General features: G+C 67.1%; 11 protein-coding genes, 1 tRNA gene and 2 pseudogenes. 4 read left to right on the top strand and 10 right to left on the bottom strand.

Going from position 1 to position 17,029, the window contains the following annotated elements:
* Positions 1 to 31: 31 nt before the first annotated feature.
* Positions 32 to 463 (bottom strand): response regulator, encoded by a 432-nt coding sequence (locus tag ABD329_RS06640; RefSeq protein ID WP_232546197.1) that lies wholly within the window; start codon positions 461 to 463, stop codon positions 32 to 34.
* Positions 464 to 692: 229 nt separating this feature from the next.
* Here ABD329_RS06640 and ABD329_RS06645 point away from each other — a divergent pair.
* Both ABD329_RS06645 and ABD329_RS06650 read left to right on the top strand, forming a co-directional pair.
* Positions 693 to 764: transfer RNA gene (locus ABD329_RS06645), tRNA-Arg, on the top strand.
* 311 nt (positions 765 to 1,075) lie between these two features.
* Positions 1,076 to 1,558: a hypothetical protein gene (locus ABD329_RS06650; protein WP_198275574.1), complete on the top strand. Its 483-nt coding sequence runs from the start codon at positions 1,076 to 1,078 to the stop codon at positions 1,556 to 1,558.
* A 129-nt stretch (positions 1,559 to 1,687) separates the two neighbouring features.
* Here the strand turns inward: ABD329_RS06650 and ABD329_RS48165 are convergent.
* From ABD329_RS48165 to ABD329_RS06660, 3 genes and pseudogenes are all read right to left on the bottom strand, one after another.
* Positions 1,688 to 2,686, bottom strand: a pseudogene (locus ABD329_RS48165) (recombinase family protein); the annotation flags it as partial.
* Between the two features lie 35 nt (positions 2,687 to 2,721).
* Complete coding sequence (locus ABD329_RS06655) at positions 2,722 to 2,982, bottom strand: hypothetical protein (RefSeq protein ID WP_164428104.1); 261 nt, start codon at positions 2,980 to 2,982, stop codon at positions 2,722 to 2,724.
* A 1,044-nt stretch (positions 2,983 to 4,026) separates the two neighbouring features.
* Positions 4,027 to 4,437 (bottom strand): annotated as a pseudogene (locus ABD329_RS06660) (ATP-binding protein); the annotation flags it as partial.
* Positions 4,438 to 5,241: 804 nt separating this feature from the next.
* Between ABD329_RS06660 and ABD329_RS48170 the strand changes: the two are divergent.
* Entirely contained in the window at positions 5,242 to 5,586 is a 345-nt protein-coding gene (locus tag ABD329_RS48170; RefSeq protein ID WP_425574290.1) for a hypothetical protein, read from the top strand.
* On the opposite strand, the gene ABD329_RS06670 is transcribed toward ABD329_RS48170, so the two are convergent.
* From ABD329_RS06670 to ABD329_RS06680, 3 genes are all read right to left on the bottom strand, one after another.
* Positions 5,511 to 7,196 carry a TIGR04141 family sporadically distributed protein gene (locus ABD329_RS06670; RefSeq protein WP_246618212.1) on the bottom strand — a complete coding sequence of 562 codons (1,686 nt, stop codon included), beginning with the start codon at positions 7,194 to 7,196 and terminating at the stop codon, positions 5,511 to 5,513. The genes ABD329_RS48170 and ABD329_RS06670 overlap by 76 nt on opposite strands.
* 159 nt (positions 7,197 to 7,355) lie before the next feature.
* Entirely contained in the window at positions 7,356 to 7,793 is a 438-nt protein-coding gene (locus tag ABD329_RS06675) for a hypothetical protein (protein ID WP_198275573.1), read from the bottom strand.
* On the bottom strand, positions 7,790 to 10,252 hold the full coding sequence (locus ABD329_RS06680) for an AAA family ATPase (protein WP_198275572.1): 2,463 nt from the start codon (positions 10,250 to 10,252) through the stop codon (positions 7,790 to 7,792). Before ABD329_RS06680 ends, ABD329_RS06675 begins: the two co-directional genes overlap by 4 nt.
* Positions 10,253 to 10,665: 413 nt before the next feature.
* On the opposite strand from ABD329_RS06680, the gene ABD329_RS06685 reads away from it, so the two are divergent.
* Positions 10,666 to 10,863 carry a hypothetical protein gene (locus ABD329_RS06685; protein ID WP_198275571.1) on the top strand — a complete coding sequence of 66 codons (198 nt, stop codon included), beginning with the start codon at positions 10,666 to 10,668 and terminating at the stop codon, positions 10,861 to 10,863.
* 47 nt (positions 10,864 to 10,910) lie between these two features.
* Here ABD329_RS06685 and ABD329_RS06690 read toward each other — a convergent pair whose 3' ends face one another.
* From ABD329_RS06690 to ABD329_RS06700, 3 genes are read right to left on the bottom strand one after another with little or no spacing between them, the layout of a single operon-like run.
* Positions 10,911 to 14,177, bottom strand: coding sequence for a type I restriction endonuclease subunit R (locus tag ABD329_RS06690; protein WP_198275570.1), 3,267 nt, complete (start codon positions 14,175 to 14,177; stop codon positions 10,911 to 10,913).
* Positions 14,174 to 15,388 (bottom strand): restriction endonuclease subunit S, encoded by a 1,215-nt coding sequence (locus tag ABD329_RS06695; protein ID WP_164428111.1) that lies wholly within the window; start codon positions 15,386 to 15,388, stop codon positions 14,174 to 14,176. The genes ABD329_RS06690 and ABD329_RS06695 overlap by 4 nt, the downstream gene beginning before the upstream one ends.
* Entirely contained in the window at positions 15,381 to 17,024 is a 1,644-nt protein-coding gene (locus ABD329_RS06700) for a class I SAM-dependent DNA methyltransferase (RefSeq protein ID WP_164428113.1), read from the bottom strand. Before ABD329_RS06700 ends, ABD329_RS06695 begins: the two co-directional genes overlap by 8 nt.
* Positions 17,025 to 17,029: the final 5 nt, after the last annotated feature.

Below are 17,029 nucleotides of genomic sequence, written 5' to 3' on the forward strand. Positions count from 1 at the left end.
GAGGCGAGAGGCCCGGGCCTGGGGCCCACCACTACCCGGTGGGCCCCACAACCGGCTCGGCATCACCGGGCGCGGCCGCACCGGCCGCCCCCTGTCGCATCAGCCGCCGCACGAGCTCGACAAGATCGACGGGCTCGAAGGGTTTCGCGAGGAAGGCATCGACGCCCAGCGCCTTCCCACTGTCCATCTCGTACTGCGTACACGCACTGATGATCGCGACGGGCACATGACACGTACGAGCATCAGCACGCAGCCTCGATGCCGTATGCAGCCCATCGAGTCTGGGCATCACGACATCGAGAGTGATCACATCGGGCCGCACCTGGTGAACGATCTCCAGGCACTCGGCACCATCGGCCGCGGTCACGACCTCGAAGCCCTCCAGCTCGAGGTTGACCCTGATCAGCTGCCGGATGACCTTGTTGTCGTCGACGACAAGGACCCGGCCGGACAAGCCAGGCACATCCTGAAGAGTAGGCGCGCGGCCACGGCCGCGTCCGGGTTTTCCCCACTTCCGCCCCGTGCGAGGGACCTTTCCCCAAGACCCCAGCGCCCCACCCTCCACATGCGGTATACGCCCCTCCACTCCCACATCCACCCCCGACCGCCGCCTCCCGATAAACGTTCATGACCACCCTCTGCGAGCTGATAGTGTTCTACCTGTCGCCGCGAGACAGCAGCGACAGGCGCAAGCCCCCGTAGCTCAGGGGATAGAGCAACGGCCTCCGGAGCCGTGTGCGCAGGTTCGAATCCTGCCGGGGGCACTCAGGGGATGGGAATGAACGCGAGGGTTATGCCGCGTTTGCCCACCCCGGGTGTCATGATCGGGTGCCAGCACTTCGCTGCGGGCGCCCGATTTTTTGTTCCACGGGTCCAGCTCACGGGTGACGGCCACCAGTCCGTCAAGCAGATGCCCCGGAACCGTCACCCGTAGCGTCACTTCTTCGCGGGGCCGGCTGTAGCGGACCTCTAGCCCGAAAGCGTCGTAGAGCCGCCGCTGGAGCTCCTCCGGAACCAGGGCAAGATCGATATCGAGGTGCGGAAGCGCGTCCAGCAGGGCCGCACTGTCGGCGGGGTGCGCCGTCTGCTTCGGGGCTTCCAGACGGGCCAGCTGCTTGGCGAGCTCGGTGCGCTGCCTGCCCAGGGTGGCGTGCTCCTGTCGGATCGCGTCGCGGAAGTCCTTCTCTTGATCGGGGTCGGGCCCACCGTCGGCGAGAGTGCGGATAAGACGGGCCTGGCGCTCACCGATGGCCTTGATGGCCTGCTCCAGCGCGGTGCGTTCCTTCGCGGTGCGGTCGCCGGGCTCGTCCGCAAGCCGGGCGGCTTCGAGCGCGGCTCCGAGATGGGTGCGCCGGTCGGGGCCGAAGACGTGTGTGGCGAAGAAGCGGGTGACGGGTGTCATCAAGAACTCTTCCCGAACCCACAGGCTCTTGGGATGGTCACGGAACCAGGACCTGTCCCGATGCTCGTTCGGGTCGACCTGGCAGGCGTAGTACGAGATCCGGTGGCGGTTCTTGCCGAACATGCGGCGGTCGCAGATCTCGCAGACGACGTATGACCGCAGGACATAGGAACGCCGGGTCGCCGGGTGGGAGTTGCGACCGGGCGTCGTCCGTGACCCCCGGCGCTTCCGCGCCACGGTGGAAGCCACATCGAACAGCTCTTTGGAGACGAGAGGCTCGTGAGTGGGCTGCGGCGACCACACCCAGTCCTTGGGATCGTTGTAGCAGCCGCCTTTCGTCGTCGCGCGGCGGTTCCAGACCTGATGGCCGGTGTACTTCGGATTGCGCAGGATCTCCCGCACGGCCGACCCGCTCCAGCGATGGAGGGCCATGTCGGGGCGAGTGGGCTCCGGGGGCGGGTACGCCACAGGATCCAGGTTCAGGCGGTCGGCGATGGCGTCGTATCCGAGCTTGTCCAGTCCGCGGAGCTGGAAGATGTAGGTGACGGCCGGGGCCCGGGACGCGTCCGGGACGAGCCGGTGCTTGGTGCGGCCCTCGGCCCGGCGGGCCGGGACGGGATGCGGGACCTTTTCCGCGCGATAGCCGTAGGGCGGCTTGCCCACATTCCAGCCCTGAGAGACATGCTCGATGAAGCCGTCCCACGACAGCTCCAGCATCTGCAACACGTACCACTCGGAGACCGCCTGCTTGACGCGCCGCGTGAGCGTGGGCGTGGCGCGTTTGGCTCGCGGACCGGTGACGATCGGCTCATCGGCGGCACACAGGGCCACCCCGGCCTGCTCCAGCTCATACTCGATCTTCGTGCCGAAGTAGGTCCGGCGCGCGACGCGTTCAATGGACTCGCAGATAACCGCGGCGAAGCGGCGGTCGGACCGCTGCGCCTCATCAAGCAGATCGGCCACACTGCCATCGCGGGGAATGGGAATCTGGAACTGCTGGTGCGCAAGGGAATTGCCCCGCTCACGCAACTCCTTACGGCCGGATTCCACATCGTAGAAATGCGCGACAATCACCCAGCCGGGCGGAAGCGCGGCTCTCGCGTTACGCAACTGCCGGGGCAGCGACAGGGTGGGGTCCTGGGCGTCCTCCGTAGAGGTCCGGCCGAGCCAAGCGACTGGGACGGTCACCGGAAGCGCCGCGGCATCCGGAATACCGGCCGTGGACCAGGGGCGGCCGGCTACGGGCTGCGCCCAGGGCCGAGTGCTGGGCGGGTTGCCGTGCATGCGTTGTCTCTCTCCCAGGGTTCGGGGCGGGAGGCTCAGACGCGGCCACTCTTCGGGGCACTGTGACCGGCGTACAGCCACTCCAGCACCTCACGAATCGCGGCCCCTTGGCGCTGGGCCAGCGCCTGAGCCTCGCCACCATCGACGACGACGTACTCCACGACCGTCCGCAACCCCTCTGAAGTGTGGGTTTCATCGTTGCCGCGACCGGTCGACGTCCATGGACGCTCCGACTCGGTGGTGTCGTCAAGGCCGCGATCTTGCGTGTCGGAGGATGCCCGTGAGGACCGGTTCACGACGGCTCTCCGTCACCCCGTCGCCGTACGTGAACGGCCACCCGCACACCCAGAACCCCATATCCGTCGAGACAACCCGACCCGAGCCACTGCCGAGTCTGTGCTCCCCAGCCCCTCGCTGGCACAGGTGCGGCACCGGGCTGTGGCGACGGTTGCCGAGCCAGTGCCGGGCGGGCGATGCCTCGGCGGCGGGTATCGCGGACGTTCTTCATCTGGAACCCCCAGTTCGACGGTGGCGGCAACTGGCGCTGACATGATCAATAGGGATTCCAGGAGTGGGTCTTTGCCACGGACGGGAGCAGGCCCGCTCCCACTGCATCTCAGGCACACGCACCCGAGACGCGAGCGCACCCGCACCCGAGCCATGGCCGAGCCAGTAGCGGTCCACCTGGCCAGCGCGGACGAACACGGGAGCAGGTTCTTCAAGTTCTACGGGCGCGCTCCCTCACACCTGGTGCACAACCGCGACCACCGCGAGGCACGGGGTGCACCCCGAAAGCACCGCTCCCCCTCCGTTCCCTGACCGCTCCCGCCGCCCAAACCCCGCGGCATCGGCTGCCAGGCCGACAGGACACCCGCACCCGTCCCCGCGACCACATGCACCGGCGCGGGCGGACAGCACCCCGCTCGCACCCTAGGAGCCAACCCGAAGGAGCACCCCCGCTCCCCCAGAAGCGAGGTGCTCCTGACCCGCACCTCACCAGTCCGTCACGGGACCCGTACAGAACCCACGCTGCACATCAATCCCGCAGGGAGAAGGCATCCGACTACAGCTCAGCAGCGGAGCAACCAGCAACACGCGATCAGCGCACGCCCGGCCGCGCTGACCAGGTAGATCGGGATGCTTCGCTGTACCGATATATACAGTCGCCCTCGCCAGCATCCGGCTCGTCTACGGCCTGGCCTGCGGTGATGCCCTGTACGGGGGCGTCGCATCCAAGGACGGCCCCGGACACGCCGACGGAATCGACGATGGAAACGACGGGGGAAACGCCAGCGGGCCACGTCCGGTCAGCCCACTCCCCGACGCCCCAGCCGAGCAAGTCAGTCCCCGAACCAGTCCTCCCCACTGGCGGGCAGGGGCAAGGCGATCCAAGCTGCCTTCGTGCCCAGCAACCGGCGGAACCCCCAAGCTCCTCCGGTCAGTTCATGCACGATGTCCAAGCCCCGACCGCGCTCTGACAACAGCGCGCACAGCGCCTCCAGATCGCCGCCCCGATCTCCCTCCACAGGAGGAAACAGAGCACCCAGCGCAAAAGGCGGGATCTCGGGAATCCTCGGATCGTTATCTACCACTTCGCAGATGACGTCCAATGCCGTGCGGTGCAGCCGCAGCTCATACGGCCCCACCGCGTGCTCAATGGCGTTCGCCACCAACTCCGATACGGCCAGAACGGCATCACTCACCGACTCGCCGTCATACCCCAGACCGCTCAGGGCATACCCCAAGACGGCCCGGGCACGAGCCGGAGCCCCCGGCTCGCCATCACGCTAACGCCACAACACGACCGGTGCGCCGTCCGGCCTACCCGACGGACTCATCGCTGCCCGCTCCGAGCCGCGTGACGCCCACGCCGGACATGGCGATGTCGCCCCGTACCGGGCCCCACAACCACCCAAACCCCGGGCAGCACAGGCGGCATGAGACAGGAACCGAGCAGAGCGGATGTAACCAGAACAGGCGCCGCCACAACGGCCTCCGGAGGTAGTCGCGACCAGAACGCGACCACCACACCGTCGACCTCACCAAGAGCGGAACCGTCCTCCCACCACGACTTTCCTTCGTGGCAGGAAGCCCTCATCTCTACCGGTCATATCGAACCGCATCCAGGCGCAACGGTGGCGGCGGATACCACTCGGGCATCCAGCAGATTCCAAGCTCGCGAGATTCGCCGATTGGTCTACGAAGGACGCATCAGAGTCGATCGCCGCTGCGACGTTCTAGGCCGCTCACATACTCCACTGGTTCCTGGACGAGGACTCATGGCCAGCTGCATCGCCAGCCATCCGTCCCGTTGTCCGTGAATTTCGCGAGCGCTTCCGAGCACTGCCCCTCGCAGCCTGACATTCACTGCTTCGAATTCCGAAGGTGAACCTGAGGTGCAAGCCGCAGAATTCCCAGCATCCAATGTGGTGTTGGCACCGCACGCGCACTGGCGTGCATGTATGCCGCGCTCATCGGCGAGGTGGGCGGTGTGCGCCCGCTTACTCCGGAAATCCTAGAGTCGGCAGCTATGGAGCAGTACTGAGACCAACCTCATGATCGGCTCGAACTCCTTCGGCCACACCGGTCGAGGCGGCCCGCTCGACTTCGTCGACGCGAAGGACGGCATCGCCTTCGGCTATGCGATGAACAACATCATCGGGGCGTCCCAACGACGTGCGCGCACTGTCACTGGTCAACGCATTGCGAAAGTCGCTGGCATAACAGTTGGCATCGCTGAGGCCCTATTCTGCTACCACAGCCATCTCGAGATCCGGCAAGGCTCACAGGAAACGCCGGCGTACGACGTCTCGGTGCGCGGCGGCTACGCCGCCAACCGCCGGACCTCAGTCGAGGTAACAGGCGACGGAGTGGCGGCGATACCAGCGACCTCGACCTGAACGCCCCACGCTTCGAGCATCCTGGCCGTCTGGACCAGGGTGACCTGCGAAAATGGGAATAGGGTGTCGGCGGTGAGGTCGGTGCCGTCCTTCAGCAGGATCGCGAAGACGACTTTGGAGGGCCGGAAGTCCTCCGGTAGACCGCGCCCCTCCCGGGCCGCGGCCACCTTCTCGGCGAACCGCTTCCTTCCCTCCGGGGAGTTCCGCAGCGTCTGTACGGCTACGAGCGCCTGGCTGAAGAGATGGCTCAGCGCGTCGGAGCCCTTGGCACGCTTCACCATGACCAGCACGTTATCTGGGCTCAGCAGATCGCAGATCTCCACGCCGTTCCCGCGATGCAGCGCGGTCTGAACGTTGTCGCGGTCGAAGCAGACGTACCCGGGCCGCTGGTCAGGCACGGACTCGTTGTAGGTGCGCTCCTTCTCCCCTAGGACCCACGGGGGCAAGTCGACGGACGGGCTGTCGGCGATCAACCGCTCGGCGTGCGAGCGAATCGTCTTCAGATACTCCTGATCGATCTCGTACCAATGCCCGTCCATAAGGAAGAACCGGCGAGAGTCGAGGAACACTTCCGCCTCGATCCACCGGAGCGCGCTGGACGTCCAGATCTCGTCGGCCCGGTCGGCGCGGCTCTGCCGGTAGAGGGTGACGGTTCCTTCCCGGAGCGCGGCCACGCGGTTGCCCGCACGTTGAATGCGCGCCCGGCAGAGGACGTACTCGAGGTCGAAGTCGTCGGTCGACCGACCGGCCGCGTCGCTGTTGATCCTGGCCCGGAACGCCCGGGCTGCCATGTAGTCGTCCCAATAATCGATGGGGACGGCGACTCTGATCTTCCCGTCAGGCTCCTGCCCCAGAAGGTCGTCAAGGTTGGCCTCCAGGCGGGTGACAAGGCTGGAATCGTCAGCAGGCACGACGTGCTCGACGAACTCCAGCCCCGGGCTCGGCTTCTCCTCGCGCAGCACACGGGCGATGGCGCGGATATCGGCAATCAGGTCGGCGCCCTCCACGCCGAGCCGCATGCGCAGGCCGACACCACCCTCGGCGCTGGAGATCTTCGCCGGGTTGTCCCGGGAGATGGTGAGCGGGATGTCGTCCAGGTGACCGCCGAGGCGGCGCACGATCTGGGCGTGCTCGACGATGCCCAGGCTCCAAACCGAGGCCCCGCTCGGGATCAGGGTGATGTCGGTGCGCCCTCCGCCCGGGGTGTGCGACACCAGGTCCCGGATCCTTCCAGGGTCCACCCGGCGGGACGCGAAGCTCAGTCCGAAGCGGTGGTCCTTCAGCCGGTCGGGCACCAGGCGGAAGCCCTGGTCGTAGCCGATGGCGTACACCTCGCCGTCCACGGCGAGCATCAGCAGTGCGGCCGAGCGGTTAACCGGTCGTGACACCTCGATACCCGTCGTACGGAAGATCTCGTCGCACCAGCTGGCGACGGGCTGTTCGAAGCTGCCGGTGACCAGGACGGCCGGTACACCGAGGTTCTCAGGGATGTCGAAATCCGCGTGGACCCTCTCCAACTGGTCCGCGTCCAGGGCGTCGAACATCGCGTCGGCAGTGGGGGACACGCCCCTGAGCCGGTACAGGGTTCGCTTGGACGTACGGGCCGTCATGGTGCCGCTCCTCGCTCCGCTCTTTGTGGACGGTGGCGCTAACCGCCCGCGTGGTGTCGTTCTCATGTGTGTCTCCTCCTGGCAACGCTCCTCCTGGCGCTGCCGACCAGTGCCCGCCTCTTCGCTCGGCGGAACAGGGGGACGTGGGCCAAATGCTGATCAGTGGGCCAACAGGGCGACGATCGCCGCTACTTCGGTACGCCACGCGCGCAGCTGGTCCTCCGTGGGACCGATCTCGTACTGGTGGTAGTGGCACCCCAGGCAGAGCTGGCTCCACGCGGCCTTCGCCCGGCGGGCCGTTCCGGCTTCGGCGCAACCGCGGAGCCAGAGGAACGCGGCCCGCTGGGTGCCCTCCTGAATCGCGCGCGGCGCGCGGTGGGCGGCGAGGCGGTCGGCGACCGCACTCTCCAGTGCGGCACGTAGGGCGAAGGCGGCACCTCGGCACCGGCTCGCCGTAGTCGCGGTGGACGCGGCGGGTGCGGCGGCGAGCGCGGTGGGCCGGGCGGGTACGGGCGTGGCAGCGGGCGTGGCGGGCTCGCCGGTGTCCGCGAGGAGCAGGTCGGCGGTGTCGAGCAGTTGGCGGATGGTCGCGTTCATGGCCCCTCCTCGGGCTTGCGTACCGTCAGGGCGACCGCCTTGATGTCGTCCACGAACCGGTAGGGATCCGGCATCGCGGTGCCTGACGGGTGGGCACCCTCCTGGCACTGCCGAATGAGGTCCACCGCCTCGGGGCCGCAGCGCCTGCGCACTTCGCGGTAGACCTCACCCGCCTTCTTCGACGGATCTCCGAAGAGCCCCAAGGCGGCGATGTCCATCAGCGTGACGGCACCCGCGACGGTCTTCTCCGCCTCGTGCTCGGCCAGCCCCGCCCGGTGCAGCCGCAGCCACGCGGCCTCGGAGAATGCGCGTTCCAGGACGGTGCGGCAGAGGCTGGGCAGTACATGGGTCATCGCGACCGGCGGGAGGTTCGGCGTGCGGGCGAGGGCGCGTGCGTCGGCCAGGGCCTGGCCGACCGGATCAGTCACCCGCCGCACGATCACCGCGGACCGGCCCTCCCGCTCCACCTCCAGTACGTTCACCGGGAACTCCTGGTTGGTGAAGGCCCGCTGGAGCCGCGTGTCGTGGGTGAAGACCACGACCTGCCGGGTCTCCCCGAGGTCGTGCAGGACCTTCGCGAGGCCGTGGACCTTGGCGGGATCCATGGACTGAACGGGGTCGTCGATGACGACGAACCCGAAGGGGCTGTCCGGCGCAGCGGCGCGCGGCAGAAAGAGCGCGAGTGCGAGGGAGTGCAGTTCACCCTGGCTCATGACGCCGAGGGCCGCCGCCTGAGTGCCGTCGACGGACACGTCCATCACCAGTTTGCGCACGGTGGCCTTCTCGCTGCCGGTCAGGCGTACGGAACGCAGGTCCACGTTGCTCTGCTGGCGCAGTTCCTCCCAGATCCGCTGCGAGTGGTCCTCGAACGGCCTCAACCGCTCCTCGCGCAGCTCGGCACACGCCTCCTTGAGCCACTTACGAGCCGCCCTCACCTGGCGCAGCCGCGGCCTGCCGACGTACGCAGGCCAGGCCCGGTCGAGCCAGCCCGCGAGGCGGGTGACACAGGCGCGCCACTCCTCGTCGAGCTTCTCCAGCTCCCGCAGGGCCTCCTCCCGCAGCGCGGCGCAGGCGTCGGCCAGGACGAGCGCGGCGGTCTCGGCGCGGGCGGCGAGCCGCTCGGCGTCATCGATCGTCCGGCACGCCTGCCACTCCTCCCACGGGTCCACGAGCGGGGCGGGCAGCCACGCAGGAACCGGCGTGACGAGGTGGCGGACGGCGTCCACCGCGTCCCGCAGCCCGGTCCGGGCCTCCCGCGCGGTCGCGGCCTCCTGCCGCAGGGTCGCCACCTGTTCGGCGGCCCGGTCGGCCCACGCCTCGTCGAGCGGTCGGTTGGACCCGCACACCGGACAGGTGTCCTCGTCCTCGTGCCGGAGACTGTGCTCCAGGGCCTTGGCCAGCAGTTCCGCACGCTGGTGGGCGTCCTCGGCGCCCGAGGCACGTACGTCGTCGAGTACGGCGATGGCCTCGCGCAGCCGGTCCACGGCCGCGCCGACCGCGCCGAGGTCTGGTCCGGTCAGCCCAGCGGTCGCGCGCAGTTCCCGGAGACGACCCTCGTCCGCCTCGGGCAGGGCGGTCACGAGGGCGCCGAGCTCGACGAAGTCGGGGTCGCCCGCCCCGCCGACCACCGCGAGCGCGTGTTCTGCCCGGGGGTCGTCCAGCGCGGACAACACCTCGACGAGTGCGGGCCGTTCCGCCTCGACCTGCTTCAGCGCGGAGGCGAGCGCCCTCTCGATGCCCTGGAGCCGCTCGTCCGCGTCGGCCAGCTCGCCGAGTCCGAGGATGGCGACGATCGAGTCGTACTGCTCGCTGGGCCTGCCGTTGAGAACCTTGTCGAGATCCGTGTACGACAGGAAGGGGCTGTAATCGTTCAGGGCCCGCTCCCAGCCAATGTCGGCGAAGGGCCGCCGGCCGTGGCCCGGCCGCCTGAACTCGACTGCGGGGGCGGTGACATCGTCGCCGGGCCAGGTACACGTCAGGGTGGACAGCCGGGGGTTGCCCGCGATGGCGAGGCGGACCTCGACCTTCGGGTCGGCCCCGTCGTGCAGGTTGCGCCAGTGCCGGCGCCACACCTCGCCCCGCTGCTTGTCCAGGCGGGCGGTCCGGCCCGTGAGCGCCGTCTCGGCGCCCTCGGCGAAGCTGGACTTCCCCGAGCCGTTACGTCCCACGACGAGGGTGACGCCGGGCTTCGCGGTCAGCGGCAGACGCGCCTTGCGGCCGATGCCGCGAAAGCCGCTGACGTTGATGGAGTCGAGGAACACCCGCTGGTCCGGGTGCGGAACAGTGGGGGCGCCGGACCCCGACGGCGTGGCGCCCAGTGCCTCGCGCAGGAGTTCCCGGGGCGCCTCGGCGAGCGCCGAGCTTTCGAGGCGGGCGGCCAGCCGGGAGAGCGTCGAGGAGCTGCCTCGACCCTGCTCGTTCGTTGCGTTCGGGTCGCTCTGTGCGAGGTGTTCCGTCATGGTGCTCTACGCCCTCCGTGGTCCGTTCCGATGGCCGATGTCTAATGGGGCACCGGCCGGGCCCGTGCGGTGAGCGAGAGGGGCGAGCCTCCGGCTTTGCGCGAGCCCGGTGTGACGGAACAGACGTTAGAGGCGGAGAAGTTGCTCGATCCATATCATCGGCGATAACCCGGGTTATCACGATCGACACTGTCTATCGACGGCAGTTGGCGGGGTGACGGGCATCTTGGCCCACACACCGTTTTGCCTAGTGGATGACGCGACGCCGAACCCCAGCACACGGCCAAGGCGGCCACCAGGAGCAGCCCACGGCCTGACTCGCCCTCAGGACTCGACGAAGGCTGGGCCGTTCGCTCGGTACGTCCGTGAGAACACCCGCCTCCACCGTGGAACCACTGTCAGCGTGATCACGGGTGGCACCGGGCCCCGTCTTCACCCACGTCCCGATCGGTCCGGACTGCGGAGTGACCACGTACAACAAGTCGTACGTGAACCGCACCGGCCTGCACATCGTCGACGAACCGAGGCTTCGGCGGCGTCTCAGCCTGACGGCCCCGAGCGAGATGCGGCGTGTGCAAGAGTGCGTCCGCGTGATCCTGGGGCTGGCGTAGTCGCCACCCGCCCCAGGGAAGCCCGCCTCCGTGGCAGTACCTCTGTGCTACCCCTCCTTCGTCCCGGGCGCCCACAGGGCAGCCACGATCTCCATCTGCTTGAGGACCAGGTCGACCGCCTCGCGCTCCTCCTCCGGCGGGTAGTCGAACATTGCCAGCACGCGGCGGATGCGGGTGCGCAGCTTGGCCCGGACGGGCTCGCGGGAGAGCCAATCGACGGAGAGGTTCTTCCGGATGTCCTTCACCAGGGCTCGGGCGATCTTGGCAAGGGTGTCCTGGCCGCCTTCCATCAGCTCGGCCATGTCGCGGTGGGCGACCGCATCGTAGAAGGCCAGCTCGGCATGGCTGAGCGGCGGGTCGAACTGCTCGCCGCGGCGGGCCTCCGCCGAGACCTCCCGCGCCAGGGCGGCGAGTTCGGCGATGACCTGGGCGCTGGTGAGCTGCTGGAGCATGTACCGCTTCATCAGGTCGTCGAGGCGCTCGGAGAAGCTCTCATTGCGGACGACGTTGTGCTTGGTCACCTCGCGCATCTTCTGCTGGATCATGCGGCGCAGGGCCTCGGTGACCAGGTGCGGGGTCTCGGAGTTCTCCAGCTTGCGCAGCTGCGCCTCGTTGAGACGGGTGATGTCCAGTCGACCGATTCCGGCCTCCGCGTACAGGTCGGTGATCTCGTCGGCGTCGACGACCGAGGCTGCGAGGGCTTGCAGGTAACGCTGGACCTCGGCGCTGAGCGGCTCCCCGCTCGCCTCGCGCTGGGCGGCGTCAAGCTTGATCATCCAGGCCCGGACCTCGCTGAAGAAGGAGATGTCACGACGCCAGTCGTCCAAGTCCTCGCAGCGCTCGGCGATCTCATTGCTCATCGCGCAGACACGGTAGAAACGGTCCAGCCGGGCGGCGCTGTCCTTGAAGCGGGTGGAGAGCGGCTTGGCGGGGGGCTCGACCTTGTTGCCCGGGTTCTTCGGGTCGCGCAGGAAGTCGGCAGTCAGGCGCAGCGCGCGCTTGCGGGAGTCGGGGCGGCCGGTGTCGGCCAGCCACTCCTTCCAGCGGCTCCCGGCCAGCAGCCCCTTGATGGTGGCCAGCTCGTTCTTGACCTCGGTGATGGCCCGCTCGATGTCCGCGCCGAGGGTCTGGTCCTTGCGGTCCTGGTCCGAGTACTCGCGCATGGCCTTGGCCAGGTTGTCGGTGAGAGGCGCGTAGCCAACGAGGAGACCGTCCTGCTTGCCGCGGAAACGGCGGTTGACCCGGGCCAGGGCCTGCATCAGGTTGGCGCCCTGCATGGGGCGGTCCATGTACAGAGTGTGGATGGGTGGGGCGTCGTAGCCGGTGAGCAGCATCGAGTGCACGATGAGCAGTTCCAGCTCGTCGTCGGGGTCCTTGGCACGCTTCTGGACGACCTTCTGCTGGGACTTGCGCAGGGAGTGCTTGCGCAGGTGCTCGGGGTCGGAGCGGTCACCATGGAAAACGATCTTCATGACGCCCTTGTCAGCCTCGTCGCCGACCCAGCCGGGCCGCCGCTTGGCCAACGCATCGAACACCCGTACGCAGATCTCGCGGGTCGCGCACACGACCATCGCCTTGCCGGGGCCGCCGATGTCGGGCTTGACCAGCTCGCGGCGCTGCTCCCAGTGGGCGATCAGGTCGTCGGCCAGCTTCGCTATGCGGTCGGGGGCGCCGTAGACGGTGTTCATCGTCGTCGCGTACTGGATGGCACGGCGGCGCTCGGCGTCGTCCATGCCCTCGGTCAGCGTGTTGGCCTGCTCGTCGAGCTTGTCTGGGTCGATGCCCTCGAACAGGTCGAGCTCTATGACACGCGGTTCGTGGAACACGCGGACCGTGGCCCCGTCGTCGACGGCGCGCTTCAGGTCGTAGATGTCGATGTACTCGCCGAAGACGGCACGGGTGTCGGCCTCGGCCTTCGAGATCGGCGTACCGGTGAAGGCGAGCAGGGTGGCGTACGGCAGAGCGTCGCGCAGGTGACGGGCGTAGCCGTCGAGGCTGTCGTAGTGCGAGCGGTGCGCCTCGTCGACGATCACCAGGATGTTGCGGCGCTCAGAGAGGAGCGGGTGCGACTTCCCGGCGTCCTTCTCCTCCTTGCTCAGGCCGAACTTCTGGAGGGTGGTGAAGACGATCCCGCCGACGTTGCGCCGCTTCAGCTCGGTGCGCAGCTCCTCGCGCGTGTCGATCTGGTGGGCCTTCTGCCCGAGCAGGGTCTCGCTGTCGAGGAAGGTGTCGTAGAGCTGGTCGTCGAGGTCGTTGCGGTCGGTGATGACGACGATGGTGGGGTTGTTGAGGGCCGGGTGGCGGGCGACGAGGGCCGCCGTCTCCACCATTTCCTCGGACTTGCCCGCGCCCTGCGTGTGCCAGACGACGCCGGCCTGGCCGTTAGTTCGCGACGCCTCGACGACGGCGTCCACCGCCTTCTTCACCGCGAAGTACTGGTGCGGCTTCGCGATGCGCTTGCCGGAGAGGCGCTCGTCCGGCGCGGGCGGGGGGAAGTTGACGAAGTTGCGGGTGAGAGAGAGGAACCGGTCCTGCGTGAACAGGCCGTGGAGGGCCAGGTTCAGCGCATCGAGGCCGTCGTAGCCGGGCTCGTTGGTGTCGACGCGTTCGCCCTCGTGGTCGACGTTCCAGGGCGCGAAGTGCTCGTACGGCGTGAATGCCGTGCCGTACTTGGCGGTTATGCCGTCCGAGACCAGGCAAAGGATGTTGTAGCGGAACACGATCGGGAACTCCGATACATACGCCTGGAGTTGGGCGTGCGCCGACTTGAGGGTCGCGTACTCGTCGGAGGCGCTCTTCAACTCGACGACGGCCAGAGGGAGGCCGTTGACGTACAGGACGATGTCGAAGCGCCGGTGGCTGCCGTCGGTGTCCCTGACCGTGACCTGGTTGACGGCGAGGTAGCTATTCGCCCCGGGGTCCGTGAAGTCGATGAGGCGGACGGTCGGGGTCTGCTCAGCACCGAACTCGTCGGTGTAGGCGAGGCGAATGCCGACGGTCAGGTACTCATGGGCCTGCTTGTTCTCCGGGTACGCCTCATGGGAGGCGGGGTCGGTGGCGATACGTAGAGCTTCGTGGACGGCGGTGGAGGTCAGCTCCGGGTTCAGCTTCTCGATGGCTGCCTGGAGTTCGTCGTGGAGGATCAGATCGTCCCAGTCCCGGCGGTGGCCTGTGCCGGGGGCCAGGTCTTTGCCGGGCTTGGGGTCCCAGGCGAGTTGAGCGAGTTCGTCCAGGGCCAGGTGTTCCCAGGTGGACTCAGTCATTTTGGCGTCGAGGTGAGCGGGGAGGTGGTCGTGGTTTCCTCCGGTGGTCATACAGCGCCCTCCACGATCTTCTCGGCGTCTCGGACTCGGAGCTTGCCGGACATTAGTTGGGGGAGGAGGCTGTCGCGGAGCGCGGCTAGAGTGCGGGACTCACGGTCCAGTGATCTCACATGCGCAAAGAAATTCGATGCCACTTCCCCGAATTCGGCGAGCAACTTTTCATCGGGCCGGCTAATATAGAAGTTCGCCGCGTCTACAGCAGCGACACGCTGACGCCCTGACGAGCCAACCATGTTTCGAATGGCATGCTCACGGAACCTCTTACTGCGCGCCAGGAAGTAGCTGAACTCGGGCGGGACTCCCTGAACTGAACGCATCACAATAAATTCCGTGGAACCCACCCCGATTTCACCATTTTCCATGAAATCGACGTAGCCCGTCTTACCGTTCTCCAGGCACGGCGTGATGCGAGCCAAGAGCGTGTCCCCATTGACAAATCGAGTCCCCCCCTTGGGTTCCCTCCTCGCCCAGGCGCTGATGCCCGCACGATTCACAGAGAGGGCAGCCATGTCCACGTAAACGGCTTCCGAGGACGGCTTCGCAACCTTGGGGTTGAACTGGACAAACTCAGTCACAGATGCAGCGGTTACGGGGTCAGGGTCGGCCTCCAGCCCCATACGATCGACCTGCAACTTGAGCAACCGCTCGTAGGTAGCGGCAATCCGCTCATTAATTGCGATTTTGTCGTCCAGCGCCCCAACGACCTCCACGACGGCTTGCTGTTGCAGACGGTCCGGAACAGTGATAGACAGCGAACGAATGTCCGACAGATTCAGATAGTCAGCCATGTCCGTTTGACTCTTGCGCGAGCCGGCTTGACTCCAGAACTCCGAGCCCTTGAACCAGTAGTACAGATATTTGGATTCCAGTCGGGCTCCCTCAGCCACACGGAAGAAGCAGACTTGGGGACTGTAGACGAATTCAGGGGATCCGACGGGAATGATCGCCACGCGCCCAACAGTCCCCTTCGTCGTTAGCACAATATCCCCCCACCGAGATACCTTTACCCCCATGGCACCTCGATAGGCGTCACTTACATAATCCGTGAAATCGGGCCTGATAACACCATCATGCACTTCGGCAACGCGCAAAATCGGGAGGCCCGGCATACCATGCTCAGACTTCTTTGTGCGATAGCCATCCCCGAAGATCATGTCACCGGCCTTCGCCAAATCAGCGAAGGTAAGTTGCCGCTCAACCACCGATCCTCCCCAACTGCTCCCGCACCACCGCATCCAGCCTCGCCGACTCGTCCAACCGCTCGAACAGCTCCTTGGTCAGCCGAGCGATCCTCTCCCCCACCGGCTCCGCGTCCAGGTCCTCCTCGACCTCCGCCGCCCCCACATACCGCCCAGGCGTCAGCACATAGTCCTGCTTCTCGATCTCCTGCAGCGTCGCGCTGTAGCAGTAGCCCGGGACGTCCTCGTAGGAAAGGCCTTTGTCCCTCGCCGACTTGGTGCCCCGCCACGCGTGATACGTGTCGGAGATCTTCTCCAGGTCTTCCTCCGTGAGGATCCGCTCCGTGCGGTCGACCATCGTGCCCATCGCGCGCGCGTCGATGAACAGCACCCGGCTCCGCCGGTCCTCCAGTGCCTTAGTGCCCTGCGGGGACTTGTCCTTCGTGAGGAACCACAGACACGCCGGGATCGCCGTCGTACGGAACAGGTTGCCCGGCAGGGCGATCATGCAGGAGACCAGGTCCGCCTCGACCATCGCCGCGCGGATCTCGGCCTCGCCCGACTGCTTGGACGACATCGAGCCGTTGGACAGGACCACACCCGCGCTGCCCCGGTCGCCCAGCTTCGAGACGATGTGCTGGAGCCACGCATAGTTGGCGTTCGACAGGGGCGGGACCCCGTACCTCCAGCGCCGATCGTCCATCTTCCTTGCCCAGTCGGACATGTTGAACGGCGGGTTAGCCATCACGAAGTCGAACCTGAGGTCGGGGTACTTGTCTTCGGTGAAGGTGTCTGCCCAGCGTTTGCCAATGCCCTTGGGGTCCATGCCGTGGATGGCAAGGTTCATCTTCGCCAGGCGCCAGGTACGTTCATTCGCCTCCTGGCCGTAAATGGCAATGTCGTGCGTGTGATCCTGGCCCTTCCACTTCTTCACGAACTTGCCGCTCTGTACGAACATGCCGCCCGAGCCGCACGCCGGGTCGTACACCCGCCCCTCGTACGGCTCCAAGACCTCGACGATCAGGCGGACCACGCTCGCCGGCGTGTAGAATTCGCCGGCCCGCTTACCCTCCGCCCGCGCGAAGCGCTCCAGGAAGTACTCGTACGTCTCGCCCAGCACGTCCTGTGCCGGGCGGTCCCCATGGCCCGTGAAGCGCGCGTCGCTGATGAGGTCGACGAGTTCCTTCAGGCGCTTCTGGTCGACGTTGTCGCGGTTGAAGATCTTCGGGAGGACGCCGTTGAGGGTCTTCTTGTTGGCCTGCATCACCTCGTCCATGGCCGTGTCCAGAAGCGCGCCGACGCCGCCCTCCGCGCTGGCCGCGTTCTCGGAGATGTGGTCCCAGCGGGCGGTCGGGGGCACCCAGAAGACGTTCTTCTCCGTGTACTCATCCTTCTCCTCAAGGAAGGCCGCCCGGCGGTGCTCGGGGATCTGGGCCAGCTCGGGGTCGGCGGCCAGTTCCTCACGGCGTTCGGCGAACGCGTCGGAGACATACTTCAGGAAGACCAGACCGAGCACGAACTCCTTGTACTGGGCAGCGTCCATGGAGCCGCGGAGCTTGTCCGCGGCCTTCCACAGGATGTCCTGGATCTCCTTGGTGCTGGAGACACTGAGCAGTTCGCCCTGTCCGGCGACTGCTGCGGCTCGCTTGCGGGGAGGCATCGTTC

Origin of the sequence: Streptomyces javensis, from assembly GCF_039525925.1 — a bacterium.
In the GTDB taxonomy this organism is placed as follows: Bacteria; Actinomycetota; Actinomycetes; order Streptomycetales; family Streptomycetaceae; genus Streptomyces; species Streptomyces asiaticus.

What these genes read in the sequence shown, in the direction of transcription:
- ABD329_RS48170 (WP_425574290.1), top strand. Translation starts at nt 5,242, where the DNA reads ATGATCGGCTCGAACTCCTTCGGCCACACCGGTCGAGGCGGCCCGCTC.
- ABD329_RS06670 (WP_246618212.1), bottom strand. Translation starts at nt 7,196, where the DNA reads ATGACGGCCCGTACGTCCAAGCGAACCCTGTACCGGCTCAGGGGCGTG.
- ABD329_RS06675 (WP_198275573.1), bottom strand. Translation starts at nt 7,793, where the DNA reads ATGAACGCGACCATCCGCCAACTGCTCGACACCGCCGACCTGCTCCTC.
- ABD329_RS06680 (WP_198275572.1), bottom strand. Translation starts at nt 10,252, where the DNA reads ATGACGGAACACCTCGCACAGAGCGACCCGAACGCAACGAACGAGCAG.
- ABD329_RS06690 (WP_198275570.1), bottom strand. Translation starts at nt 14,177, where the DNA reads ATGACCACCGGAGGAAACCACGACCACCTCCCCGCTCACCTCGACGCC.
- ABD329_RS06700 (WP_164428113.1), bottom strand. Translation starts at nt 17,024, where the DNA reads ATGCCTCCCCGCAAGCGAGCCGCAGCAGTCGCCGGACAGGGCGAACTG.